At 69.8% G+C, this 23,297-nt stretch carries 20 protein-coding genes and 1 pseudogene; 5 read left to right on the top strand and 16 right to left on the bottom strand.

Annotation, left to right across the window (positions count from 1 at the left end; genetic code table 11):
* Positions 1-177 precede the first annotated feature (177 nt).
* Genes ABE85_RS06695 through ABE85_RS26820 form a run of 4 tightly spaced genes read left to right on the top strand, consistent with a single transcriptional unit; the run spans position 178 to position 5,099 of the window.
* The gene (locus ABE85_RS06695; RefSeq protein WP_067271652.1) at positions 178-1,575 is read left to right on the top strand and encodes a hypothetical protein; all 1,398 of its coding nucleotides are present in this window, start codon (positions 178-180) and stop codon (positions 1,573-1,575) included.
* A 60-nt stretch (positions 1,576-1,635) separates the two neighbouring features.
* Positions 1,636-2,787 carry an acyltransferase gene (locus tag ABE85_RS06690; protein ID WP_067271649.1) on the top strand — a complete coding sequence of 384 codons (1,152 nt, stop codon included), beginning with the start codon at positions 1,636-1,638 and terminating at the stop codon, positions 2,785-2,787.
* Between the two features lie 57 nt (positions 2,788-2,844).
* Positions 2,845-4,158, top strand: a complete 1,314-nt coding sequence (locus ABE85_RS06685) for a putative DNA modification/repair radical SAM protein (RefSeq protein ID WP_082938387.1) — start codon at positions 2,845-2,847, stop codon at positions 4,156-4,158.
* A complete protein-coding gene (locus ABE85_RS26820; protein ID WP_082938386.1) occupies positions 4,158-5,099 on the top strand; it encodes a TIGR03915 family putative DNA repair protein in 942 nt (313 codons plus the stop codon). Before ABE85_RS06685 ends, ABE85_RS26820 begins: the two co-directional genes overlap by 1 nt.
* Here the strand turns inward: ABE85_RS26820 and ABE85_RS28850 are convergent.
* Positions 5,036-5,203 (bottom strand): annotated as a pseudogene (locus ABE85_RS28850) (hypothetical protein); the annotation flags it as partial. The gene ABE85_RS26820 and the pseudogene ABE85_RS28850 sit on opposite strands and share 64 nt — an antisense overlap.
* A 930-nt stretch (positions 5,204-6,133) precedes the next feature.
* Between ABE85_RS28850 and ABE85_RS06670 the strand changes: the two are divergent.
* Complete coding sequence (locus ABE85_RS06670) at positions 6,134-6,562, top strand: VOC family protein (protein ID WP_067271642.1); 429 nt, start codon at positions 6,134-6,136, stop codon at positions 6,560-6,562.
* 86 nt (positions 6,563-6,648) lie between these two features.
* Here ABE85_RS06670 and ABE85_RS06665 read toward each other — a convergent pair whose 3' ends face one another.
* The 15 genes from ABE85_RS06665 to ABE85_RS06595 form a co-directional block, all read right to left on the bottom strand.
* Positions 6,649-7,569: a hypothetical protein gene (locus tag ABE85_RS06665; protein WP_067271639.1), complete on the bottom strand. Its 921-nt coding sequence runs from the start codon at positions 7,567-7,569 to the stop codon at positions 6,649-6,651.
* Positions 7,566-8,582 (bottom strand): polysaccharide deacetylase family protein, encoded by a 1,017-nt coding sequence (locus ABE85_RS06660; RefSeq protein WP_067271635.1) that lies wholly within the window; start codon positions 8,580-8,582, stop codon positions 7,566-7,568. The genes ABE85_RS06665 and ABE85_RS06660 overlap by 4 nt, the downstream gene beginning before the upstream one ends.
* Positions 8,583-8,710: 128 nt before the next feature.
* Entirely contained in the window at positions 8,711-11,515 is a 2,805-nt protein-coding gene (locus ABE85_RS06655) for a protein kinase domain-containing protein (RefSeq protein ID WP_067271631.1), read from the bottom strand.
* Positions 11,516-11,619: 104 nt separating this feature from the next.
* Positions 11,620-12,537, bottom strand: a complete 918-nt coding sequence (locus ABE85_RS06650) for a type VI immunity family protein (protein WP_067271627.1) — start codon at positions 12,535-12,537, stop codon at positions 11,620-11,622.
* Positions 12,538-12,551: 14 nt separating this feature from the next.
* Positions 12,552-13,550, bottom strand: a complete 999-nt coding sequence (locus ABE85_RS06645; protein ID WP_067271623.1) for a hypothetical protein — start codon at positions 13,548-13,550, stop codon at positions 12,552-12,554.
* A gap of 19 nt (positions 13,551-13,569) precedes the next feature.
* Positions 13,570-14,172, bottom strand: a complete 603-nt coding sequence (locus tag ABE85_RS06640; protein ID WP_157521990.1) for a hypothetical protein — start codon at positions 14,170-14,172, stop codon at positions 13,570-13,572.
* A 15-nt stretch (positions 14,173-14,187) separates the two neighbouring features.
* Positions 14,188-14,559 (bottom strand): DUF4150 domain-containing protein, encoded by a 372-nt coding sequence (locus ABE85_RS06635; RefSeq protein ID WP_067271617.1) that lies wholly within the window; start codon positions 14,557-14,559, stop codon positions 14,188-14,190.
* Positions 14,556-15,671, bottom strand: a complete 1,116-nt coding sequence (locus tag ABE85_RS06630; RefSeq protein ID WP_067271614.1) for a hypothetical protein — start codon at positions 15,669-15,671, stop codon at positions 14,556-14,558. Before ABE85_RS06630 ends, ABE85_RS06635 begins: the two co-directional genes overlap by 4 nt.
* Positions 15,668-16,720 (bottom strand): DUF2169 domain-containing protein, encoded by a 1,053-nt coding sequence (locus ABE85_RS06625; RefSeq protein WP_197507228.1) that lies wholly within the window; start codon positions 16,718-16,720, stop codon positions 15,668-15,670. The genes ABE85_RS06630 and ABE85_RS06625 overlap by 4 nt, the downstream gene beginning before the upstream one ends.
* Positions 16,713-18,191: a hypothetical protein gene (locus ABE85_RS27900; protein WP_067271602.1), complete on the bottom strand. Its 1,479-nt coding sequence runs from the start codon at positions 18,189-18,191 to the stop codon at positions 16,713-16,715. Before ABE85_RS27900 ends, ABE85_RS06625 begins: the two co-directional genes overlap by 8 nt.
* Before the next feature lie 38 nt (positions 18,192-18,229).
* Positions 18,230-18,694, bottom strand: a complete 465-nt coding sequence (locus tag ABE85_RS06615) for a hypothetical protein (protein WP_067271599.1) — start codon at positions 18,692-18,694, stop codon at positions 18,230-18,232.
* Between the two features lie 10 nt (positions 18,695-18,704).
* On the bottom strand, positions 18,705-20,981 hold the full coding sequence (locus tag ABE85_RS06610; RefSeq protein WP_067271596.1) for a type VI secretion system Vgr family protein: 2,277 nt from the start codon (positions 20,979-20,981) through the stop codon (positions 18,705-18,707).
* Between the two features lie 184 nt (positions 20,982-21,165).
* Entirely contained in the window at positions 21,166-21,684 is a 519-nt protein-coding gene (locus ABE85_RS06605; RefSeq protein ID WP_067271592.1) for a hypothetical protein, read from the bottom strand.
* Positions 21,685-21,783: 99 nt separating this feature from the next.
* Complete coding sequence (locus ABE85_RS06600) at positions 21,784-22,794, bottom strand: hypothetical protein (protein WP_067271588.1); 1,011 nt, start codon at positions 22,792-22,794, stop codon at positions 21,784-21,786.
* Between the two features lie 2 nt (positions 22,795-22,796).
* Positions 22,797-23,285 (bottom strand): hypothetical protein, encoded by a 489-nt coding sequence (locus ABE85_RS06595; RefSeq protein ID WP_067271583.1) that lies wholly within the window; start codon positions 23,283-23,285, stop codon positions 22,797-22,799.
* Positions 23,286-23,297 lie beyond the last annotated feature (12 nt).

Here is a 23,297-nt window from a genome sequence, read left to right as displayed (position 1 = left end):
GTCCTTGACCGCATGCGATAGGGGCGCTTCGGCGCCCTTTCGCTTTTCTGCGCCTCAACGTCCCCTCCAGTTTTCACGTGAACCCACGGCTCCGTCGTTTCTACATATCGACTCCTTCGCCGTTTCTGGAATTCCAGCAATGACGTTCGATCAACGAATAGAAACGAAAACCGACACGTGCTCATTCAAACCCATACTGACAGCCTGACCGCGATGTCTCCCTTCGACCTCGCGGCGTCGAGCGCCGAAGGATCACCGGACGCTGCTGAATCAGGGGATGCGCAGAGCGGGCGTCCCACGCTGAACGACATGCCGCCTGAGCTCCTGGAGAAGATCGGGGGCAGCATGGCCCACAGCGATCTGATGGCGTTGAAGATGGCCGGCTCCGCCCGCATCAATGCGGCCATGGAGGGAGTTCTTCTCGCGAAACAACTGGCGGCAGAGATATCGGAGACGAAGACGTGGCCGGAGCTCGAAAGGAAGCTCGCGGTCAGTGCCACTCTGGATGTCCGCCATCGGCAGTGGCCCCTCATTGCGGCGGCAAGGACCATCGCTCACCTCCAAGTGTTACCCGGTGAAGTGAGCCTCATGTTGGAGTCACTCGATGCGGCCTCCGCCAGGTTGCCCAGAACGGCGGAGACGGATCACTTGCGCCGTCTGATGCGCGTCCTGCAGCATTCCGACTTCGTGGAAGCCATTACGGCGGATGAAGATATCCGGACAGTCTGTGAAGCCTGTTTCAAGGATGTCGATCTGGCGAATGTGCTTGCGGCAGTCGAGAAGATCCGGCAAGGCGAACCGGTGCGCAAAGTCGTGTCGGAACATCGGCTCAGTCACGACCATTGCGCCTGCGAGGTGTTGGAACAATTCGCCGCGATGCGTTTGTTGAATCAGGCCAAGGCTGGCTGCGATGTGAGGGATCTCGTGAAAGACCAGGGCTTGGTGGGGTATCCAAGCACCTCCACCCTTGAAGCGTTCTTCGTCGACCATGCGGCGGGGGACATGATCCGGGCGGGCGACACCGTCCAGCAGGCGATCGAGCGTTTTGAACTTCAAGGGTACGACAGTCACCACACGCTTCACACACTCGCGATCTGCCACGCTGCGGGAGACTGCGTCAGCGCTGGTGAAGCGCCCTTGGAAGTGGCAGGGCGTTTCGGCATCAAGAACCTGTTCGAAGTCCGTCGACTGGCACGCTGGTCCGGGCAACAGGAAGTGCGGACGGCCCTGCTGAGCCCGGGGGCCCATGTCGGCCATATCGCCTATCGCAACGACATCCAGGACCGCGAATTTCTCGAGCTGATGGAACAGCTCGTGTTCGAGCGCACGGCCCGACAGCGCATCCTCTCCGGAGAAAGCTGTCGCAAAGTCCAGCAAGAGTTCGGCATCGGGTCGGACAACGAATGCAACGCCGTTGTCCGGCAAATGGAAATTCTGTCGTTCAACGAGGTGGCCGCGCCCGCCGTCCGGGCGGGTGTGCCTGTCGACCAGGTGGTGGAACGCTTCGGTATTCGCGACTCCTCTTTGATCCGCAAGCTGGCGCTTCTGCCCACGGGCCGCGCGAATCCCCGGTGACTCGACGCGGGACGCCGCTAACATGCGCGGCGTCCCGTCCTGCCGAGCCGAATTCCACGCATGTCTCTCCGCCCTCCACGCAACTTCGCCATCGACTGCCTGCGCGGTGTGGCCATCCTGCTGGTGGTCGTGCACCACCTGGCGCTGCCGTTCCGGCTGCCGCTCGCGCCCAGCCTGCTCGGCCCGTGGATCCCCAAGCGGCTCATCGACGCCGTCAGCTTCAACGGCTACGAAGCCGTGTTCATGTTCTTCGTGATCTCGGGATTCCTGATCACGACGCGACTCCTCGAGCGGCACGGCGATCTGCGGCGTGTCGACCTGGGCGCCTTCTACCTCGCCCGCGCGCGTCGCATCGTGCCGCTGCTGCTGGTCGTGCTGAGCGTGTTGACGCTGCTCGCCGCGCTCGATGTCCCGGACTTCGCGCCCTCATCGGCGCAATCGCTGGGCGGCCTGCTGGGTTCGGCGCTCACCTTCACCTTCAACTGGTACGAGGGCCGGACCGGCTGGGCACCGGCCGCGTGGGACGTGCTGTGGTCGCTGTCGATCGAGGAAGTCTTCTACGTCTCCTTTCCGCTGCTGTGCCTGGCGCTGCCGCGCCCGCTGCTCATCGTCGTCCTCGCCGCGCTGGCGCTCAGCCTGCTGCCCTTGCGCGCCCTCGTGCCCGTGAGCGACGAGGTCTGGTGGGAGAAGGCCTATCTGCCTGGCATGTCCGCCATCGCCTGGGGCGTGCTGACCGCGCTGGTCGCGCAGCGCTGGCGGCCAGGCCCGCGTGATGCGCGGGCGCTCGCGCTCTTCGGCGGCTTCTGCGTGCTGCTGGTGATCGGGTGGGGGGACCTCGTCCACCGCCATCTCTTCAAGAGCGGCATGTATGGCCTGTGCGTGGGCACCGGCGCGATGCTGATCGCATTCCGCGCGCTGGTGCCCTCCCCGCATGGCGCCTTGAACTGGCTCGCCCGGATGGGACGGCTCAGCTACGAGCTCTACCTGAGCCACATGTTCGTCGTGCTGGGCACGGTCGCGCTCTATCGCGCGCTGCTCGGCCCGTCGCAGGCATGGACCTTCGTCGTGTATGTGCCGGCGGTCATCGCGAGCGTCGGGCTCGCGGTGGCGCTGGAGGGCGTCATGAAGCGCCTCACCGGACTGGCGACGCGCGCGATGCGGGGGACGTGGCAAACCCGCACGGACGCAGCGGACATCTCACCCGGCAACTGACGGGCATCTGCCGATGAAGCTGTATATTCATACAGTATTCAATCCCCCCGGCAGTTCATGGACCTCTCCCGCAAGCTCGCCATCCTGGCCGACGCCGCAAAGTACGACGCGTCCTGCGCCTCCAGCGGCACCGACCCGCGCGACTCCCGCGGCGGGAGCGGCATCGGCTCGACCGAAGGCATGGGCATCTGCCACAGCTACGCACCCGATGGCCGCTGCATCTCGCTGCTGAAGATCCTGCTCACCAACCATTGCCAGTACGACTGCCTGTACTGCGTGAACCGGTCGTCGAGCAACGTGCCGCGCGCGAAGTTCAGCGTCGAGGAAGTGGTCGCACTGACCCTCGACTTCTACCGCCGCAACACCATCGAAGGCCTCTTCCTCAGCAGCGGGATCATCAAGAGCCCGGACTTCACGATGGAGCAGGTCGTGCGCGTCGCGCAGGTGCTGCGCGAGGAGCACGACTTCCGCGGCTACATCCATCTGAAGACCATCCCCGATGCCAGCGAGGAACTGCTGCAGCGCGCCGGCCGGTATGCCGACCGGCTCAGCATCAACGTCGAGCTGCCGACCGATGAAGGCCTGAAGGAGCTGGCGCCTGAAAAGGACACCGCCGCCATCCACCGGTCCATGGGCCGCCTGCGGCTGCACATCGACGATGCGAAGGAAGCGCACAAGGCCTCGGCCGCGGTGCCCATCCGCGTGATGCCGGGCGCGACCGCACGGCCGGCGCGCCCGCCGCGTTTCGCGCCCGCCGGCCAGAGCACGCAGATGATCGTCGGCGCCGATGCGAGCGACGACCGCAGCATCCTGCGCAGCAGCGCAGCGCTCTATGTCCGCTTCCGGATGCGGCGCGTGTACTACTCGGCCTTCAGTCCCATCCCCGACGCCGCGCAGGCGCTGCCGCTGAAGGCGCCGCCGCTGGTGCGCGAGCATCGGCTCTACCAGGCCGACTGGCTGATGCGTTTCTACGGTTTCGACCACGAGGAGATCGTCGACGACGGCACCGGCCTGCTGCGGCTCGACGTCGATCCCAAGCACGCGTGGGCGCTGGCGCATCCGGAACGTTTCCCCGTCGACCTCAACGTGGCGCCACGCGAGATGCTGCTGCGTGTGCCGGGACTGGGCGTCGGCTCGGTCGACAAGCTGATCGTCGCGCGCCGCGTCCGCCGCCTGCGCGCCGAGGATCTCAAGCAGCTGAAGGTGCCGGCCCGCAAGGTGCTGCCGTTCGTGATCGTCGATGGGCACAGACCCGGAGCGATGTTGACGGCCACGACGTCCTTGGCCGCGCGTTCCGCATCGCCAACGGATCTCACCGATCCGACGACCTTCCCCGCAATGCCGATGCCCATGCAGATGGGCTTGTTCTGATGGTCCGCGTCCAGCTCGACGGCCCCATCGATCTCGATGGCTTCCGCCAGGCAGCGAAGAGGCTGATGGCGCTCGGCATCCCGCCCTCCGATGTCGTCTGGACCACGGGCCACGAGTCGGATGGCCTGTGGGGAGAGGAGGCTCACGAGAACGGGCCCGCCCTCGCCGAGCTACCGCTTCAGCAGGAAGCGCAGGCCGGGTCCTCGCCGGTCGCGTTCACCGTGCCGGCCGCATTCCTGTCACTGTGTCGCACCGCCCTGCTCCACACCGAGCCTCAGCGCTTCACGCTGCTGTACCGGATGCTGTTCCGCCTGAAGACCGAGCCCGGCTACTGGCGCGACACGCTGGACGCTGACCGCCGCCGCGCGGAGCGGCTCGAACGCGAGGTCCGGCACGAGATCCACAAGACCCATGCGTTCGTCCGCTTCGTGCCGGTCCAGGACGCCGATGGCGAGCGCCTGGTCGCGTGGTTCGAGCCGACGCACCACACGCTCGAGGCCGCCGCGCCGTTCTTCGCGCGGCGCTTCGCCAACCTGCGATGGGCGATCCTGTCGCCGCGCTGCTCGGTGTCGTGGGACGGCGCGACGCTGCAGACCGGTCCCGGCGGCCGGCGCGAGGACGCGCCGCCGCCGGACGCCGGGGCCGAGCTCTGGCTCACCTACTACCGCAGCATCTTCAACCCGGCGCGGCTGAAGGTCGCGATGATGGAACGCGAGATGCCGCGCCGCTACTGGGCGAACCTGCCGGAAGCGGCGTTGATCGAGCCGCTGGTCGCGCAGGCCGAGGGCCGGGTTCAGACGATGCTGGACGCCGGACCGACCTCGCCGCGCCGCATCCGCGAGATCGAACGGGCCCGCAGGCCCAGCGCCGCGACGCCGGCGATCAGCAGCGCCCAGGTCGACGGTTCGGGCGCCGGCGACAAGGCCGCCGACAGCGCGTAGTTGAAGCCCGACGCCGACGACACCGAGTAGTCGATGACGTTGCCGTTCCAGTCGGTGACCTGCGAGATGCCGCCCCAGAGGATGGTCGGCGCATTGGCCGCCATCGAGGCGGTGCCCCCCTGCCCCGCCGCATTCAGATGGCTGTTCATCTCGAGGTAGAAATCCATGTCGGTCGCGTACCCCGCGGAGATCGCCGCGGAGAAGCTGTAGACCGCGTACACGCCGTTGATCGGGCTGCTGTTCCACTGGGTGTCGGTGACGACGCTGCCGTCGTGGGCCAGCGTGGTCGTGCTCTGCCACGCGGTCGTGTAGAAGCCGTCGAGCTGGTGGACCAGGGTCCAGTCCAGTGACCCCGCCTGCGTGGTGCCGCCGTCGCCGCCGCTCATCGAGGCTGAAGTGCCGCCCGCGATCACGATGTTGTAGTGGACGATCAACTCCGGATCGAAGCTCCCGTCCTTGCGCGTGAAGGTCAGCGCGTCGGTCTGGTAGGCCGTCAGGGTGCTCGTCGAGCTGCCGCTGCCCGTCACGCTCGTGGCGAGGCTGCCCGACAGGTAGCCCGGGCCGATGCGTGTGGAGGCCGACGCGCTCGAGCTGAAGGCGTTGCCGGAGGCATCGATGCCGTGCTCGCTGGCCGAGGCGTTCAGCCATCCCGGGGAGCCATGGCTCGATCGGCTGTCGGTCGCATTGCCGGCGTGCAGGTCGATGGTCTGTTCGGGCCCGGCGGGCGGATTGAACTGCGCCTGCGCTTGGGGCACGACGGCCCAGAACAGTGCGGCAAGAAGAAGCGGTTTCATGAAAAGGCTGCCTTCGGAGACGTGCGAAGCACGAGAGCGGCAAAGCGAGCAAACGCGGGGCCCGTCGAGCGCGCGCGCTGTCCCGGACTCCGGGGGCGCCGAACGTATCGCGGGGAAAAACGAATGGCTACGCGCCGGCATCGCCAACGGACAAGAACGCCGTTTGCCCCGTCCTCATCGCTGATCGGCTTCAATGGGCGGCTTCACCGGACGCCCCGCCACGACTTCAAGGAGATCCCCATGGAAACGCAGGAACTGCATCGCGGACGTCTCATCGACCACCTCCAGCTCGTCGTGCGGGATCTGCCCGCGAGCCGGAAGTTCTACGAGGCGATCCTGCCGCCGCTGGGCGTGCCGATCGGGGGCTCGGGCGACGACTACTTCTGGGCCGACGAGCTGTTCGTGTCGACCGCGGACAGCAAGGCCGCGCAGGGTCACCTCACGGGTCGCCATCACCTGGCCTTCCAGGCCAGGGACCGCGCCGCGGTGGACGCCTTCCACAAGACCGCGCTGGCCAACGGCGGCACCGACAACGGCGCGCCCGGCGAGCGGCCCTACCACCCGGGCTACTACGCGGCGTTCGTGCTCGACCCCGATGGCAACAACATCGAGGCCGTCTTCCACGGCGAGGCCAAGCGCAGCGCGGCGTCGGTGAAGGTGACGTTCTGAGCGCCGGGCTGGTCTGCCGCTGAGCCGGTATTTGAATCGGCGCTCGAGACGACGCCTGAGCCGGCGCCCGTCCGGCCCTTACGCCATCACTTCTTGTCCACCTTGTTCTTCGCCGTCGCCGCGGCGGCGGGTGCTTGCGTGGGCGGGGGCGACGCCGTCTTCGCAGCCGATTCGTCGATGAGCTGCCGCATCATGGCCGTCGCGCGCGCGTTCTTCGGGTCCACGCGCAGGCACTTCTGCAGCACCATGATCGCGCCGGACTTGTCGATGACCGCGAGCTTCTCGGCCTTGCGCACGTAGAGATCGGCCAGCAGCCGCTTCGCCGACGGATCGTTGCGGTCCAGCGGCGCGCGCTTCTCGAGCAGACGGATCGGCTCGTCGACCTCGCCCTGCGCGGCCAGCATCGCGATGTGCTCCAGCTCGTTGCGGTCCGGACCGGCGGCGGCCGCCGCGGCCTGGGCCGACTCCTTCGCCGGCGCACCCGAGGCGGACGCCTGCGCCTTCGCCGCGGGCGCCGGCTTCGCCGCGACCGGCGGCGGCGCGGCCTTGCGCAAGGTCACGCGCGCCGGCTTGCCGAGGTAGCTCTTCTGGTTGCGTTCCTTCTCGAGCGCACGCAGCGCATCGGCGGCGGTTTCGTTGTCCGGTTGCAGCGACAGCGCGCCGAGGTACTGCGTGGTCGCGCCGTCGAGGTCACCCCGCTTCTGCGCGGCCCTGGCCTTGTCCAGGCGCTCGCTCACGCCGCTGTCGATCTGCTGCCGCGTCGCGGCCAGGCTGTCGCGATAACCGGCGTTGTCCGGGCGCAGGACCGTCAGCGCCTCCCAGGTCCACGCGGCATCGGAGAGCTGGCCGTCCTTCGTCTGCTCCTGCGCGCGCTGGACCTGCGCCAGCTCGAATGCCGACGGCGGCGCGCCCGCGGTCCCCTCCGGATTGCGCAGCCCGCCGGGACCGCCGGTACACGCCGCCAGCGCGGCGGTCATCACCAGGGCCAGTGCAACGGCCGCCCTCATGGGGTCTGTCCGATGCGTCGGCTGGTCTGCAGCCGGGCCTTGAAGGCCTCGAGGTCGTGGTCGCCAAAGATCATCGTGCGGCGCAGCATCAGCGGCTGCGCATAGAAGGCGTTGCCGCCCGGGTTGACGGTCACCGCCAGCGTGTACTTCTGTCGCGTCAGGGTGTCCAGGACCAGCTCGTTGGCGTCGCCGTAGGGATAGGCGTAATGGCGCACCTGGCCGGCCGTGCCGAGCTTCTGCTCGATCAGGTCGCGCGGGCCGGCGGTCTCGGTGTCGAGGTTGCGCTTGTAGCGCTCCTCGTTCTCGCCGGTGGTGCGCTCGATCAGGTTGCGGTGCGACTTCGAATGCGACTGGATGTCCATCAGTCCCGAGGCCTGCATCTCCGCCAGCTGCGGCCAGCTCACCGCGTCGCCGCCCGCGCCGACGAAGTCGGTGTAGACGAACATCGTCGCCGGCAGGCCGAGCTTGCGCAGCACCGGATAGGCGAGCTTGTAGACCGACTCGTAGCCGTCGTCGAAGGTGATCACCACGGCCTTGGGCGGCAGCGGCTCCTTGCCGTCGAGGTAGCCCGCGAGCTGCGACAGCTTGACGACGCGGTAGTCGTTCTTCGCCAGCCACTCCATCTGCGCCGCGAAGTTGCCCTGCGACACGGCCATCTTCCCGCCCACCGTGCCGAGCCGGTGATAGCAGAGGATGGGCACCGTCTGGAGGTTGCCGGAGCGCACGCCCAGCGGGTTCATCGGCTTGAGCGGCACGATCAGCGGCTGGCCCGGCTCGGCCTTGGTGGCGCCGGCGTTGGCCTCGCTGATCTGCCAGTCGCGGTCCTCGCTGCCGAGCAGCCGGCCCGCGATGCCGCGCAGCGATTCACCGGCCACCGGCACGTAGATCAGCAGCCGGTCGCTGCGGGCGACGATCTCGCCGTTGCTCGTGGTCGAGGGCGCCTTCGCGGGCGCGGGCTCGTTGAGCGGCGGGGTCGCGGTCGGCGTCGTGACGCAGCCGGTCAGCGCAAGCACCGCAGCCGCGACAGCGCCAGCAAGCCGCAGTCGGACTCCCTCTCCCTCTCCCGCTCGCGGGAGAGGGCGGGGGTGAGGGCCAGCGGCCGGCGAAGTACCGCCGGCCATGAATCCATTCAACACGGACATCAGGCGGCTCCCGGCGTCGACGGAGGCACCGGCGGCGCGGGCTGCGTCTGCTCGTCCGAAGGCGCGGCGGCGACCGGCGCCTTGGGCTCGGCCGACGAGGCCTGAGCAGCCTCCGCAGCCTGCTTGCGCGCCGCGGCCAAGGCACCGGACTTGCGCCCGATCGTCGTCGGCGCCTCGGCCTTGGCGGCGGAGGCCGCCAGCGCCTGCTTGTCCTGCAGCGCCTGCGCCATGCGGTCGAAGGCGGCGTACAGCAGACCGAACTCATCCTTGCGCTGCTCGCGGATGCGGAAGTCGACGCGGCCGCGGCCGATCTCGTCCAGCGCTTCCACGACCAGCTTGATCGGCCGTGAGAACCAGTTGGCGACGAAGAACATCGCGATCGCGACCGCGAGCACCGTCGTCACCGCGAGCACCGCCATCAGCGTGCGCGACAGCCGCGCGACGCTTTCCAGCGGACGCTCCGGCAGGCCCAGCGCGACGCGCCCCACCGTCTTGTCCTGGAAGGTGATCGGCGAGTCGAAGCCCAGGATCGCCGCGCCGCCGGCCGCGTGATACCGCGTGCGCTTGACGACGCCCTGCTCGCCCAGCGTCTCGCCCGGCGGCGCCTGGTAGGGCTTGCCGACGGTGTCGGGCAGGCTGGACGCCGCGACCACGCCGGCGCGGTCGATGACGGAGACGCTTTCGAAGTCGCCCGTCTTCATGATCTCCTGCAGCGACACGTCGACGGAGACCCAGTCCTCGCCCAGCGCCGCCGTGGCGTTCTGCGCGGCGATGAAGCGCGACAGCGCGGTGCCGTAGTCGGCCACCTGCTGCATCAGCGCCGCGTTCTGGCGCTGGCTGATGATGGAGCCGCTCACCGCCATCACGATGGCGACGATGCCGGCCATCATGGCCGCCCACTTCACGCGCAGCGGGATCAGCTTGGCGCGGCCCTTGTTGCGCGCTTCCTCGTCGATCTCGGTGAGCACCTTGACCAGCGCGTCCGCCAGCTCCGCGCCGGTCTGGAAGCGGTTGTCCGGCGCCTTGGCCATGCAGCGGTCGACGACGCGGCGCAGCGACGCGGGGATCTCCGGGCGCAGCTTGTTCAGCGGCGTCGGATCGTCCTTGGCGATCTTGAGCGCCAGGTTCACCACGCTGTCGCCGGTGAACGGGCGCACCCCGGTGAGCATCTGGTACAGCACGATGCCGACCGAGAACAGGTCCGAGCGGCCGTCGATCTTTTCGCCGTTCATCTGCTCGGGGGCCATGTATTGCGGCGTGCCCAGCACGTCGCCGACGCGGGTGCGCTGCTCCCCCTTGGTCGACTCCATGTGGGCGATGCCGAAGTCCATCACCTTGATGTCGAGCGTGCCGCGCACGCGGGCGATGTTGCCGGGCTTGATGTCGCGGTGGACGATGCCGCGCTTGTGCGCGTAGTCCAGCGCGCGCGCCAGCTGGATGGCCATCACGACGGTGTCGCGGATGGGCAGCGGCGTGCCGGGTTCGAGCAGGTCGGCGAGCGGATCCCCGTCCAGCAGCTCCATGGCCATGTAGGGCCGGCCGTCGACCTCGCCCACGTCGTGCACGGTGACGATGTTGGGATGCGACAGGCTGCCGGAGGCACGCGCCTCGCGCAGGAAGCGGGCGTGGTACTCCTCGTCCTCGCACAGCGAGGCGTGCAGGAACTTGATCGCCACGTCGCGGCCGATGCTCGGATCGTGGGCCTTGAACACGCTGGCCATGCCGCCGCGACCGATGCGGTCCAGCACCTGGAAACGGCCGACCTGGCGGACCGGGGCATCGTTGCTGGCGACCTTGGCGGCCAGCGTGCCGCCGGGCAGCGTGCCGGTGGAGGGACGACGCTCGGGCTCGGGCGGCATCGCGCGCAGCGCCGCCATGGCGGCGGCGGCGTCGGGATCGAAGACGGTCTCGGCGAACTCGGAGGCGCCGAATTCGGATTCCTCCTCATCGGCCACCGGCGGGGCCGCCCGAGGCGCCGAGGCCACGGGCACGGCAACCGGCGCGGCAACCGGCGCGGGCGGCGCCACTGCAGGCGCCGGCGGCTCCACCGGGGGTTGAGCGGCCTCGACGGCCGGCTGCTTGGCCACGACCGGCTTCGCCGCCGGGGCGATCACGGTCTCGTTGCCGGTCGCCGCGGCAGGCGGCAGGCTCGCTGCCGGCGTGGCGGGAGCGGCCGGCGTTGCGACAACGGCGGACGGCGCCGGCCTGGTGGAAGGCGGCAGTGCCGACGCCGGAACGATCACCGTTTCATTGCCGGTCGCCGAGAGCTCGGCGAGCGACTTGGGCGGCGCGGCGGGCGGCTCGACGGGGGCGGCGGGCGGTGTCATGGAGGGAGCGGGTGCCGAAGGCGTCGGGGAGGGAGTCACGGAAGAGGCTTCAGCGGGAATGACGGGAACGGCGGGAACGGCGGGAACGGCGGATTCGGCGGGCGGGCGTGGCGTCAACAGCGCGGCGGGCGCGATGACGGTGTGATCGGTGTCGACGGGGATGTCGGCCGGCTTGCGGCCGGCGCGCATCGAGAAGGTGTCCGGGAAGGTCGGATCGATGAAGCTGATCTCGCGCTCATGCTGGACCGTCTCGGGGCCGTCGTCGTGCGGCGGTTCCTTGTCCGCCTCGGGGGGCGGCTCGGGGAGAGGCTCGGGGGCCGGCGCGGCGCGGTTGGCGGCGGTGTTGGGCGGCATGCGGTCGAGCGGCGCGCCGGCCGGCACGATGCGTGTCGCGTCCGGATCGAGCGTGGGATCGTCGGCCGCCGCCGGTGCATTGCCCGGCTTGGCCGAGCGGGGATTGCCTTCTTTTCGTGACATCGAACGCCTCGCCGCGACGAGAATCGCCGCCCGATGCGCATCGTCCCTGTCACGGGGATCGGGGGCAATGAACGAAAGTCACCAGGCGCGCCGCCGCCCTTGCCCTACCGCGTCGGGAGAGGCGCCGCCAGCCAGCGGTCCGGCTGCAGGAAACGCGCGAGATGATCGGCGAACACCTCGTTACCACCGCCCTCCCCGCCCCGCGTGCCGTGCGCCGTGAGCAGCAGCGGCGACAGCAGCTCGGCGATCCGGACGTACGGCGCCAGCGCCGCCCGGGCGTTGATGTCGCCCGGCAAGGGCTGCGGTCCGGCGGCCATCACGACGCCGGCCCCGGCGCGACGCAGATAGACGCCCTCCGGCCCGAGCGCGGCGGCGGCGGCGCACAGCCCGTCCACATCGAGCTCGCGCTGCTGGAGGAAGGCGTCGCCGAGCATCGTCAGCCAGTTGACGCCGGGCAGCCCGTCGAGCGCGTCCCACTGCATCAGCACCGGATCGAGCGGCTGGATCGTCCAGTAGCGGCGCGCGCGCGCGATCAGCGCGCGGTCCTCCATCCAGAACCCCCACCCCGCGCGGCGCACGAACTGCCAGCCCGCGCAGCCCCACCAGACCGGCAGCCGTTCCATCGCCCAGAGCCCGAAGGCGGCCAGCTCCGCGGCCGGGGCTGTCTCCTCGAAACGGAAACTCAGTTCGCTGGCGCGCGGCGTGGTGACGAACGCGCCTCGCCGCACGATGGCGGCGTCGACCTCATCCCACGCGTCGCGTGCCGACGCCCCGTCGCGCGAGAACTGGAGCACCGCATCGCGATCGGGATGCTCGGACCAGGCGTGCAGACGGCGGGTCAGTTCCCCTTGATCGAGCGATCGCCAGGCGGCGCCTGAGGCGCTGCGGACGCGCAGCGCCGCGCCGCCCGCGCGCAGGCGCTCCACCACCGCCATGACCGCGTCGCCGCCGAGCTGGTCCGGCGACGCCACGTAGACGGTGGCGCGGCAGGCCGCGACGAAGTCCCGCGTTCCGAGGTCCATGCCGCCTGCCCGGCTCAGTAGTAGCGGCGGGTCCACTGCCCGCTGGCGAGGTCGAGTTCCGAGTACGCCGCTTCGCCCGGCGTCTCGGTGACGTAGATGCGGCCTTCGCCCGGGACGACGGACCAGGGGACCAAGTCCTCGCCGATGGACACGGGCCCCTGCGGTGTCAGCTCGAGCACGCCCTGCTTCGTCGCGGCGAGGAACACCCGGCCGTCGACCTGCGCGATGTCGATCAGCGGCGCGTCATAGCGGCCCAGCACCGAGAAGCCCTGCGCCGCCGTGCCGCGCAGCACGCGGCCGCCGCGGGACTTGCCGCAGATATAGACCTCGCCGGCGTCGTCGAAGGCGATGCCCGCGAGCAGGTCCGACATGTCCGGGCCGTCGGGATCGGCCAGGCGCGTCCACTGCTTGCCGTCGTAATGCAGCAGCGTGCTGCCGTAGCCGGCGGCGTAGACGTCGTCGGCCGCGCGGCCGCGCAAGGCGCCGATCGGCTGGCCGATGCCCGGATTCCACTGCGACCACGCGCGGCCGTTCCAGTGGTACAGCACGCCGCCGAAGGTCGCGACGTGCAGGTCCTGGTCGGAGCTGCCCCAGATCGCCATCGGATTGGGCCGCGCGCCGTTGTGCTCCTGCGCCGGCAGGGCGACGTGGTGCCAGGTCATGTCGCCTTCGGGCGTGTCGAACTCGAGGTCGGGCGCCATCTCGTCGGGCCAGTCGACCGAGGCCGTGGTCCAGATCAGCCCGGTGCTGCTGGCGGCCCAGACGCTGCCCTCGGGCGTGACCCACAGCTGGCGCAGCGTGTCGTTGGTGGCGAGGATGTTCTCGGCCGGATCGTCGCTGCCGACCGGGCGCCGGAACACGTAGCCGGACGCGTTGCCCGAGTGGCCCGGCAGGTAGGTGATCATCAGCAGGTGCACCAGGCCGGCGTTCTCCTGCACGACGACGATGTCCTCGACGAATTCAGGCTCGTCGGCATCGGCGGAGGGGGCGGGCGCGGCGGTGGGGTCGGTCATCGGAAATCCTTTCGTGAATTCATCGGCGGCGCAGCGTCTTCGGCCGCTCCGAGCGCAGCGGCAGCGACTGGGCGCGCAGCTTGGTCTTGCCCTCGACCTTGCAGTCTTCCTTGGCGAACGCCGCTTCCTGTTCCTCGCGCATGCACTCGGCGGCGCGCTTGGCCATCTCGCGGCGTTCGGGGTCCTTGAGGTCGCGCGCCCGGTCGCCGTCGACGAGACAGTCCTCGGCCGCCTTCTGGTACGCGTCCATGTGCTCGGTGAGCGTCTTCTGCCCGCCCCCGTTGGAGGACTGGAACTCCGCCATCCTATCCGTCAGGTAGCGGTGCTCGGTGTTGTGGGTCTGTCCGTCGTCGACGTTCCAGCACCAGGCGTTGGCGGGATCGTAGCTCCCGCAGCCGTCCAGCTTCACGTCGCCAGCGTGGCCGCGGCCGCTCTCGTAGAACGAGCTCGCCGGCGCGCCGCCGTGCTCGCGGTTCTCGCCCTTGTTGATGTCCAGGTCCTTGTAGCGGCCCGACACGATGCCGAAGGCGGCCTTGACCTCCGAGCAGTCCAGCTTGCCGATCCCCCCGATCCCGCCGGCCTTGACGATCAGGGCCTGGACCATCGCCGCGCTGCTAGCCATGGCCGTTGCCTGCTTTCATGCCTGGTTGCCCATCGACTTGCTGCCGGTGAAGACCACGGCCTTGCCCTCGGCCTTCACGTTCGGGCTGCCGTCGAGGATGAAGGCGCTGGAGCTGGTCTTGTGGCTGACGACTTCCTTCTGCGAGCCGGGCTCGTTGCCGACGCAGTTGTGGACGATGCCGTCGACGTGGAACAGCGGCTTGCCGCCTATCTTGACCTTGCGCGCGTCGTCGTCGAGGTTGCCCGTGCCCGCGGGCGTCATGATCGGATACGGGATGGGCACGGGGCTGGGCGCGGCCGGCGTGAGGCACACGCTGGGCGTCATGTAGACGATCTTGTGGCCGGTCGATTCCCCGGCCACCTCGCGGTTGTTGGCGACGACGCTCATGCGGGCAACTCCATGTCTTCGGCGCGGCGCTGGCGCACGCCCGTCTTCGGATCGCGGGCCGCCAGCAGCAGCGCGCCGCGCGTGCCGTCGTCGGAGCCGGCGGCCAGCACCGCGACGTCGTCGTCGGCCACGCCGTGCGCCCAGAACTGCATCGCCAGCGCGGCCAGCAGCGGCGTTGTCGCGGCCCCGGCGTCGCCGAGTTCCTTGAGCGGCGTCTGCAAGGTGGTGCGCGGCGCGAGCACGTCGCCGAAGCGCGCGATCAGGTTCTGCAATTCGTTCGTGGTGTGGCTCTCATGCGAGGTGTCCAGCCACCAGCCGCGGCTGCGCTGCCCCGAGGCGCGCAGCGGCGCCACGGCCGCGCCCAGCGCCTGCGCGAAACCGTCGGAGCGGCACGGCGCCTCGGCGCCGACGGGCGCGGGCTCGCGGCCCAGGCCCAGGCCGAGCACGAAGGCATCCGCGCGGGTGCCCGGCATCACCACCGCGAAGGCGGCAGCCTCGCCGGGACGCAGGCCGTCGACCTGCTTCATCGTCAGCAGCCGGTCGGCGGCGGCCAGCGCCTCCAGCACCGGCCAGTCGACCTGGCTGTCGACGCCGCCCCAGATGATGTCGCGCGCGCCCTCGACCAGCTGCAGCGCGCGCGCCAGCGCCATCGCGCCGGCCGCGCGGCCGACCGGGAAGGGCTCGATGTCCGCGCCGCGCCAGCGCTCGGGCAGCAGCTCGCCCAGTCGTTGGACGAAGGCGCGGCCTTCGGCATTGATCTCGAAGTGCCGCCCCGCGCGCGACCAGCGCGCCGGCAGGCACAGCAGGATGACCGGCGGACGTCCGGCGGCATGCGCCTCGCCGGACGCATGCAGCTTGCGCTCGACGCCGGCCAGCGCGTGGGCCGCCATCGTCAGCATCCGTTCGACGACCGGCAGGTCGCGCGGCAGCGCGGGCGAGGCGCACAGCATCACGCGCTCGCCGTCGCCGTCGACCAGGTCGGACATGGCCACCGCGCTCAACCCGGCGCGGTACAGCAGCGCGGTCTCGGCCAGCGATTCGCCCAGGCTGGTGACCGCCTCCGCATGGCTCAGGCCGGCCTGCCACTTGGCCGTGGGCATGCGCGCGCTCATGCGAGGAACTCCTTGGCCTGGACCTTCACCGCGGTGAAGCGGTCGCGCATCTTGGGCGGGCAACGGAAGAGCGCGCGCCACACCAGTTCGACGACCATCGCGTCGCTGTCGACGACGACCGTGTCCAGGTGCGGACGCTGTTCGCGCACCTGTCCGTCGATCGTCGCGTCGACGCGGACCAGCCACTTGGGCAGCAGGAAATCGAGCAGCGCGTCCGGATGCACACCGACGATGCGGACCGATTCCCCGCCGCGCAGCGGCTCCTGGAAGACGAAGTCCGGCGGCGCGCAGTGTTCGTGTTCGGGGCGGTAGTCGGCGGGTCGGCCGGGATAGGCGCCCTGGAGCCAGGCCGCGTCGTAGGTGCCCGCGGTGCGGCGACGCGGATCGAAGTGCCGGCCCAGCGGCGCGCAGCCCACCGGCGCGTACGAGCCCCCGGCCGAGGCGACCGGCTCGTCGGGCGACTCGATCTGCGGCGCGGGGCGGCCGATCAGGTGCTCGGTGTGGCGCGTGATGCCGATGCCCACGGGATTGCGCGCGTCCTCGAGCGGCCGACGCGGGTCGCTGAAGTCGGCGCCGCCGTAGGCACGCGACCAGGCCAGCGGCGTGCGCTCGACCGGACCCGCCGGGCCGGGGACCACGCCGGTCAGCGAGCGGCGCCAGGTCCGGGGACCGTGGATGCGCAGGACCTTCATGCGATCGGCGACGCGCACGCCCACGTCCATGCGCGTGGCCGTCGCGCCGCGCGGCGGCACGGCGTGGCCGGCGAGGATGAAGTCGGTGCCCGGCTTGGGCAGGCCGAAGTCCGCCGGCAGGCGCAGGTCGGCGATCTCGGGCGCGCCCCAGGGCTCGTCGCCCAGACGGATCTCGCGCGGCGCGTCGGCCGGACGCAGCGACTGCGCGGCGGCGGGCCCCGGCTGGCCCTGCCGGATCGGCGTGATCGCATAGACCGCCTTGACGATCACCAGCCGCGCCTGGGCGCCGTCGCGATCGACGATGGGCAGCAGCGTCGCCGCATGGCCGCTGTGGTTGTAGAAGGCCGGCTCATCCATGAGGGATCCTCTGGCCGCCGGCGGCCGGCGCGTGGCCGGCATCGGCGTGCCCATCGCTGGTCTGTCCGCCAGTGGGTGGTCCGGCCATGGGCTGTCCGGCGGCGGCATGCTCGGCTGCGGCATGCTCGGCGGCGGATCGCGAGATGCCCAGCGCCGCGCCGATCCGGCACAGCGCCTGGACCTGTTCCCCGACGAAATCGTAGGCATTGAAGCGCGGCAGCGACGTGCGCGCGGCCAGGCACAGCGACGCGTACAGGGCCTGACGCGTCGGCCGGGCCGCGGTCGGCGCGCACAGCAGGCTCAGCAGCCAGCGCGGCGCGGCCTCCTGGCCTTCGATGTAGCGGCGGTCCTCCCGGTAGGCCTCGGCGCGGTCATGCCAGGTCTGCCGCCAGACGCCCTTCGCATCCACCGGCAAGCCGCTGATCGCGTGGATCGCCGCGTGCAGCTGCTTCGCCTCTTCCGGCGTGCAGGGCGTTTCCAGCAGCAGGCCGACCAGGTCCGGCATCAGCGACACCGCGCCCAGCCGCCCCGCCGCCCGTACCGCCAGCCAGCGATCGCCCGTGCCCAGCGCGGCGCGCAGCAAGGGCGCGTCCTCCGGCCGGCCGTGCAGGGCCACGGCATGGAGCGCGTCGGCCCAGGCCGCGCTGTGCGCGGCGCGCTTCAGCGCAATGCCGTGGAGCGCGTTCATGCCGTGGGTCGCACCGGCGCGCAAGGCCGCGGCGACCAGCGCCTCCGGCGCCTCCGTGCGCGCCGCGATCGACGCCAGCACGGTCTCGCAGCCGCCCGGATCGAGGCGCCACAGCGGCGCGCCCAGCGCGGCCTGCGCCACGCCCGGTTCCAGGTCTTGCGCGGCGTGCCGCCAGGCGGCATCGTCGAGCGCCTCGCGGTACGCCAGCACGCGCACGGCGGCAGCGCGCAGGCGCCAGCGCTCATCGGCCAGCAAGGGATGAAGGAGGTCGGCGATGCCGGGATTGGGGGCCAGGCACAGCGCCTCGACCGCCGCGGCGGCCTCCTGCGGATGACGCGCGACGGCGGTGACGAAGACCTCGCGGATCGCCTCCAGCCACGTCGATCCCTCGACGCAACCGAGCACGAACAGCGCGGCGAAGACGCGGCCGGGATCGGGCAGGTCCTCGTCGATCGCCAGCGCGCGCACGTGATGCAAGGCCGTCCCGCCCAGTCCGAGGATGGCGCTGACCTGCGCGAGCAGCCGCTCTTCCGAGCCCGCGGGCGTGCGCCAGTGCTCGCCGTCCTGCGGCTCGCGGTAGCCGCGCAGCACGCCGACCAGATCGAGGCACTGCTCGACGGCGTCGCGCCGGAAAGCCTCGGCGCCGTCGGTCGGCGTGGCGCGGTCGCGCCACGCGTCGCGCCAGCCGGGCGAGGCGACCACGCGCACCGCGGGATCGCCGACGAACACGTCGGACAGGCGCAGGCAGCGAGGCACGTCCGACAGCAGGACAGTCGAGTTCATGGCGGGCCGGCGATGGTGCGCGTAGGCGCGGCGCGCACTCAGTTGAACTTGATCAAGGGCGACAGCAGGCGCAACAGGCGCTGGCTGCGCGTGGCGAAGCTGTTGCAGACGATTTCGACATCGCCGTTCTCGCCCAGCCGCAGGCGCGAGTGTCCGTTGCGCAGCACGATGTCGCCCTGCGCCTCGAGCACCAGCGTCTTGGGCCGCGCCGCGAAGGCCGCAGCCTCCGTCACCGCCGGGGACGCCGCGCGCGCCGGACCGATGCGGCCCAGGATCACGCCCCGGTCGCCGCCCTCCAGCCAGACCAGCACCGCGTCGCCGCCGGAGACCATCGCGCCGGGCGTCTCGGGGTGCAGGACCTCGCAGCGCAGCGGCTGGTCCAGCCCCGGCACCGACACGCGCATGCAGCCGTCGTCGTCCAGGGCGATCGCCTCGCCGCGTCGCAGCGCCGAGCCGGTGGTGGTGGCGCCTATCAGGGGCGCCAGATCGAAAGGGTGGGCCATGGGCGTTCCGTCAGCTGTTCTGGTTGATGTTGGGCGAACCCTTGAGGTTCAGGTCGCCGCCCGCCTTCACCGAGATCTTGCCGCTGCCCTGGATCGTCAGCTCCGAGCCCTTGAGCAGGATCTCGCCGCTGCTCTTGAGCACCAGTTGCGCGCTGCCGCACTTGAGCACCAGCTCGGAGGCGGCGTCGATCGCGCCCTTGCCGCCGCTGTTGACGCTGTAGTCGCCGCTGGACTTGAAGCTCATTGTCGCGCCGGCCTGCGCCGAGTAGGCCGCGCCGGACTTGTGGGCGATCTTGCCGCCGGCCTCGTGGCTGATGTGCGTGCCGGCCTTGACGGACTTGCTCAGCCCGATGGTCTCGGAACTCAGGCCGCCGACGCCGACCACCTTGGCCGCGCCCACTTCCTGCAGCAGCGCCGCGCCGATGGCCTGGTTCATCGCCGCGCCGACGGTCAGCGCATAGGCCGCGCCGATGGTCTCGGCCTTGAGCAGCGCGACGGTGACCGTCTGCGTGCTGCCGAAGCTCTGCGTGTCGGCCGCGCCGACGCTCAGCGTGCGGGTCGCGCCTATGGTCTCGATCTGGTTGGCGCCCACGGTGAGCGTCTCGTCCACGCCGACCGTCTTGCTGCGGTTGCTGCCGACGGAGATCGTCTGGTTGGACCCGATCGTGGCGGTCTGGTTGACGCCGATCGACTGCGTCTGGTTGTTGCCGACGGTCTCCGAGTCGTCCACGTCCACCGTGTCGGTGCGGTTGTTGTGGATGGTGGAGGTCTGGTCGTGCTCGATCGTGGTGGCCATGTCGTACTGGCCGTGGATCGTGATCATCTCCTTGCCGGCCGTGTCGTCCATCGACATCTCGTTGTAGCCGGCGCCCTTGTGGGTCTTGGACTTCATGCCGCTGATGACGGCGGCGGCCGGCAGGCCGTACGGGGGCATCTGCTCGGCGTTGTAGACGCGGCCGGTGATGAGCGGCTGGTCGGGATCGCCCTCGACGAAGTCGACCACGACCTCCTGCCCGATGCGCGGGATGGACACGCCGCCCCAGCCCTTGCCGGCCCAGGGCTGCGAGACGCGGATCCAGCACGAGCTGGTCTCGTTGCGCTGGCCGCGGCGGTCCCAGTGGAACTGCACTTTCACGCGGCCGTACTTGTCGGTGAAGATCTCCTCGCCCGACGGGCCGGTCACGATCGCGGTCTGCGGGCCGGGCGCCATCGGCTTGGGCGTGCGGCGCTCGGGCCGGAACTGCTGGTCGGCGGGGATGGCGTTGAAGCGGCAGCGCAGCTCGGACTCGCCGGAGGCCGACTCCGTCGACGCCTGGCGCAGCTGCGTGACCGTGCCGGTGATGAGGTACTTGGCGTTCTGGTCGTCGCGGGGATGGCGGCTCAACGACAGCAGATGACCGGTGCGCACGCCCTGGGCGTTGGTGTCGCCGTCGAAGCGGGCGTAGGCGGTCTGGATCTCGTCGAGGCGGTCCTCGACGTACTGCGCCCCGTCGCTGCCCTGCACGTAGCCGCCGGGGTAGTCGAAGACCTCGCCGTCGGACAGGTCGTAGTCGCGGGCGCGGTCCAGCTTGGTTTCCAGCGAGGTCGAGGGCCGTTCGAAGTCGTAGTCGGTGATGACGACCTTGCCGGGCTTGAGGCTCTCCTGCGTGACCCAGGTGTCGACGTATTCGAGCTCCGGGGGCGCGTTGTTCGCGCCGCCGTAGAACGGCAGCGTCTCGCAGCCGGGGGCGCAGTCGTGGGCCGAGGCGGCGTCGGTCAGCACGAGCGTGTGGCCGGACTCGTCGTGGGTGAAGTACCAGTAGATGCCCTCGTTCTCGAGCAGCCGGGCGACGAAGTTGAAGTCGGTCTCGCGGTACTGGACGCAGTAGGTCCAGGGCCGGTAGGCGCGCATCAGCTTGAACTCGTGGCGGGCGACCGGGTGGTCGTCGAAGACCGCCTTGACGATGTCGGGGACGGTCATCTCCTGGAAGATGCGGCAGTCCGCGGTGCGCGTGAGCAGCCACAGCCAGGGGCGCATCGTCATCTGGTAGACGGTGTGCTTGCCCTCGAAGCCGGTCTGCGCGAAGCGCGTGACATAGCCGGCGAGGTGCCGCGGGTCGTCGTCGCGCAGGGCCATCGTCAGCGTCGCGGACTTGCCGAGCAGCTCCGAGGCGCGGATGTCCTTGCGCTCGCTGAGCAGGGTCAGCGTGGTTTCGCCGAGGTCGCTCAGGGCCTCCCGCGACGCGCAGGCGTGCACGCGGAGGACATCGGCGTCGAGGGCGGTCTGGAGGCGGAATGGAGCTGCCATGGGCGGACCGTGAAGGCGGACCGGAGCAATCGGACCTTCACGGTAGGCTCGTGCGAACACCGCCGAAAGCGACCAAAGTCATTCCCGGGGGCGCCCCATGTAAAGGGGTGATACGGCAGCCCCGGGCGTGTCACTGGTGTGGGTGACGCGTGCGCCGCACGGTGCGGCGGCGCACGTTGGGCCGTTACATCGGCAGCGTCAGCGAGACGGTGATCGTCAGCACGGCGCCGTCGTCGGCGTAGTCGACGGTGATCTCACGGCCTTCGACTTCCCACTGTTCCCACTCGAAGACGCCCTCTTCCTCCTCGCCGTCGACCGCTTCGCCGTAGGCGGCGGTGGCGGCCTCGCGGGTGTCCACCGGCGTGGTGGCGAGCGGGCCGTTCCCCTTGTAGGGATCGACTTCCTCGCTGCCTTCGGGGTAGTAGAAGATCGCGCTCAGCACGTGGGTGCCGGTGCCCAGCGGCTCGCCGTAGTCGACCGCGTGGGTCTCGCGCGGGGAGAAGGACAGCACGACGCCGGCCTCCTTCAGGTGCACGAAACCGGCGCGTATCTCCTTCTTGCGCTTCTGGGAGAGCTCGGTCGGGGCCGGCGTGCCCGCGGGCGTGGTGTACGCGAGAACCGCGGCGATCAGCGGAGCGTCGACTTCGGTCAGGCCGAGGAGGCTCGGGAGCTCGGGGAGCATCGGAATGGTGGTGGTGGTCATGAGGCTGAACGATAACCCGTATTGGGGTCGTTGGGCCGGGCGGGCGATCCGGATGGAACCCAGGCGGTCAGCTCGCCGTTCGGCCAAGCCGGAGGACGGTCAATCGCCGTCCTTCTTCCTGCCAAGCAGGGTCACGCGAGAAACATGGTCCTCGGCCAGGCTGTAGAGGATGTGCAGGTCGTAGGCACCGAGGTGCCATCGATGATGTCCTTGCATCTCATCCATGCTCTGCCGGTCAGGCCGGCGTCCGACCTTGGCGATCACCGTATCGGGTCCATCATCGAACGTGATGCCGAAGAGCAGCGGCCCTTGCCACTGAAGGCTCTTGAAGTCGAGATCACAGCGATAACGAGCGCCGGACAAGCACAGCGTGGCCGGCGGTGCGTCGATCGCGCGCCGCGGGTTCAGCACTTCGGCAGGCGCGGCGTAGAGCTCGAAGCCGTCCGTCCTGGAGAAATCCATTTCTCCATGGCTGTTGGCTTCTTCAAGCTTTCCGGCGTAGCCGACTGCATCAAACGCCACCTTCATCGCATCGGCTGAGACCGGGGTTCCCAACGCGACCAGAATCTGCTCCGGGCCCGGCAGCGCGCCATGACGTTGCCTCGCCTCGCTGCGCATTGCCTCAGCTTCGAGGGCGTACGGCGGCATCAACGACACCAGCTTGCACTCTCCCGACGGAGTGAAGCTCACATCGACGAGCACGCCGTCCGCGAGCCATCGCGCCTTCCGGACCGTGCCCGCGACCTCATGAGTCCATTCGGCACGACCCAGCGCATCCGCCCAGGCGTCGAGCCGGGACCGCGTCGTCAGTTCGCCGAGGACCGGTCCTTGAAAGGGGTCAACGTCGTCGTGGTACGTCCCGAAGAGCACCACACGGCTGATGACGATCGGACCCTCGCTTTTTGCGAGTCCGAAACGGGCCATGTACGAAGGCCCGTCCGTGAAGAACAGAAAGATGCCCTGTTCGAGGTTGAAAAGCGAGAACCTGCCGTCCTCCACAGCCTTGTCGATCGACTCCCGATCGATATAGGGGCGATCCGGCCAATCGGCAACCGCCCGCTGGACTGCGGGGTCGCTCCACCCTCGACCCAGATGATCCACGGGCGACATGGTCACCGTTTCACCATCGGCACCGATACCGAGACCGTGTCGATCTGCAGATCTTCGCTGTAGCTGGTGCGCAGCTGGCGACCGTCCTTGCTCCACTGATCCCACTCGATCTCGTCGTCATCCTCTTCCGTGCGGCTGGGCTCGCCGTAAGCGCGAAGCGCGTCTTCCCGATTGCGGACACTGTCGGACGCGAACGGCGCCGGGCCCGCATACGTGCTGAGATCGGTGCCGCCATGCGGGTAATAGAACATGCCGGACAGCACGTACGGGCCTTCGCCACGCGGCGTCCCCCGCGAATCTTCAAATCGTGCGCGCGACTGGAATGCCAGCGAGAGTCCCTTCTCGCTCAGGTTGACGTAGTCGGTACCCAGTTCGCGAATATTCTTCGCGGACAGGTCCGCCACATTGCCGCCATGCTCCGCGATCGCCGCGACGAGCTCTTGGTCCGTATTCGACAGACCGAGGAGTTGGTGAAAGTCTTCGATGTTCATCAATTACCTCTT

Origin of the sequence: Mitsuaria sp. 7, assembly GCF_001653795.1 — a bacterium.
Taxonomy (GTDB): Bacteria; Pseudomonadota; Gammaproteobacteria; order Burkholderiales; family Burkholderiaceae_C; genus Roseateles.
Note: the sequence above shows the minus strand (reverse complement) of the source record. Positions and strands in the feature narration are given on the sequence as shown.

Coding starts and splice junctions, on each gene's coding strand:
- ABE85_RS06690 (WP_067271649.1), top strand. CDS start 1,636: ATGTCTCTCCGCCCTCCACGCAACTTCGCCATCGACTGCCTGCGCGGT.
- ABE85_RS06685 (WP_082938387.1), top strand. CDS start 2,845: ATGGACCTCTCCCGCAAGCTCGCCATCCTGGCCGACGCCGCAAAGTAC.
- ABE85_RS26820 (WP_082938386.1), top strand. CDS start 4,158: ATGGTCCGCGTCCAGCTCGACGGCCCCATCGATCTCGATGGCTTCCGC.
- ABE85_RS06670 (WP_067271642.1), top strand. CDS start 6,134: ATGGAAACGCAGGAACTGCATCGCGGACGTCTCATCGACCACCTCCAG.
- ABE85_RS06665 (WP_067271639.1), bottom strand. CDS start 7,569: ATGAGGGCGGCCGTTGCACTGGCCCTGGTGATGACCGCCGCGCTGGCG.
- ABE85_RS06655 (WP_067271631.1), bottom strand. CDS start 11,515: ATGTCACGAAAAGAAGGCAATCCCCGCTCGGCCAAGCCGGGCAATGCA.
- ABE85_RS06650 (WP_067271627.1), bottom strand. CDS start 12,537: ATGGACCTCGGAACGCGGGACTTCGTCGCGGCCTGCCGCGCCACCGTC.
- ABE85_RS06645 (WP_067271623.1), bottom strand. CDS start 13,550: ATGACCGACCCCACCGCCGCGCCCGCCCCCTCCGCCGATGCCGACGAG.
- ABE85_RS06640 (WP_157521990.1), bottom strand. CDS start 14,172: ATGGCTAGCAGCGCGGCGATGGTCCAGGCCCTGATCGTCAAGGCCGGC.
- ABE85_RS06635 (WP_067271617.1), bottom strand. CDS start 14,559: ATGAGCGTCGTCGCCAACAACCGCGAGGTGGCCGGGGAATCGACCGGC.
- ABE85_RS06630 (WP_067271614.1), bottom strand. CDS start 15,671: ATGAGCGCGCGCATGCCCACGGCCAAGTGGCAGGCCGGCCTGAGCCAT.
- ABE85_RS06625 (WP_197507228.1), bottom strand. CDS start 16,720: ATGGATGAGCCGGCCTTCTACAACCACAGCGGCCATGCGGCGACGCTG.
- ABE85_RS27900 (WP_067271602.1), bottom strand. CDS start 18,191: ATGAACTCGACTGTCCTGCTGTCGGACGTGCCTCGCTGCCTGCGCCTG.
- ABE85_RS06615 (WP_067271599.1), bottom strand. CDS start 18,694: ATGGCCCACCCTTTCGATCTGGCGCCCCTGATAGGCGCCACCACCACC.
- ABE85_RS06610 (WP_067271596.1), bottom strand. CDS start 20,981: ATGGCAGCTCCATTCCGCCTCCAGACCGCCCTCGACGCCGATGTCCTC.
- ABE85_RS06605 (WP_067271592.1), bottom strand. CDS start 21,684: ATGACCACCACCACCATTCCGATGCTCCCCGAGCTCCCGAGCCTCCTC.
- ABE85_RS06600 (WP_067271588.1), bottom strand. CDS start 22,794: ATGTCGCCCGTGGATCATCTGGGTCGAGGGTGGAGCGACCCCGCAGTC.
- ABE85_RS06595 (WP_067271583.1), bottom strand. CDS start 23,285: ATGAACATCGAAGACTTTCACCAACTCCTCGGTCTGTCGAATACGGAC.